The organism is Oleiphilus sp. HI0061 (assembly GCF_001635675.1).
Genome location: NZ_LWFE01001736.1, coordinates 1 through 895 on the forward strand (window position 1 = coordinate 1; position 895 = coordinate 895).

The following is an 895-nucleotide window of genomic DNA, read 5'->3' on the forward strand; positions in this document are numbered from 1 at the left end:
TGACATCTAAGATATTACCCTACTGACCATTTCGATTGGCAAGTAACAAACTTAACGACTAGTAGATATAGAGATATGACAAAGAAGACTGAAGATAAACCTCAATCGTTCGAGCAGAAAGTGAGCTATGGATTTGGATGGCAGTTTGGCCGTCAGATGCAAAAGAACCGCTTCGAGGGAATGGATATTGAAGCAACGATTCAGGCTTTGCGAGCATGCTTTAATGGTGAACCTTCGGCTTTGTCCGAAAGCGAACTCAACGAAGCCTATGACACGATTAAAGAAAAGCGCATGCAGTTCGAGAAAGATCGTACCGAGAAGTATCAGGATTTGTGCAAAACTTTCTTAGATGAAAATGCCAAGCGAGAAGGCGTACAAGTTACCGACTCAGGTCTACAGTACGAAATTCTGGAAAGTGCAGAGGGCGATAAGCCTAGTATTGATCAGACTGTACGCGTTCACTATCACGGCTCATTCATTGATGGCCAGGTTTTTGACAGCTCTATTACCCGAAATGAACCCGCTGAGTTTGCATTAGATCAGGTTATCCCCGGTTGGACGGAAGGTTTATCAATGATGCCTGTCGGCTCAAAGTGGCGCTTTGTAGTACCCTCTAAGCTAGCCTATGGTGAAATGGGCTCGCCGCCAGCAATACCGCCTAACGCGGTACTGGTATTCGATGTTCACCTGATGAATATTGTTAAGTAAGACTTGCCGTTTTTGCTACCAGGCACCTCGAAGAGCAATACTGCGTGGTGCCTGATTAAGGCCTAGGAAGCTTCTGCTTTCTCTGTATTTACAAAGTAATAGGAGGGCTGAGGGATGACAATTACGCAACTTACTGAACTATTAGGTTGGGCGGTTTTGATTAATCTTGCTTATCTGTCTCTGGCTA

1 protein-coding gene is annotated in these 895 nt (G+C 44.8%); it reads left to right on the forward strand.

The window, feature by feature from the left end:
- Nucleotides 1-75: 75 nt before the first annotated feature.
- Entirely contained in the window at nt 76-708 is a 633-nt protein-coding gene (locus A3735_RS26630) for an FKBP-type peptidyl-prolyl cis-trans isomerase (protein ID WP_068512094.1), read from the forward strand.
- The last annotated feature ends 187 nt before the right edge of the window (nt 709-895 follow it).

Excerpts from the sequence above, each read along its gene's own strand:
- A3735_RS26630 (WP_068512094.1), top strand. The coding sequence starts at position 76 with ATGACAAAGAAGACTGAAGATAAACCTCAATCGTTCGAGCAGAAAGTG.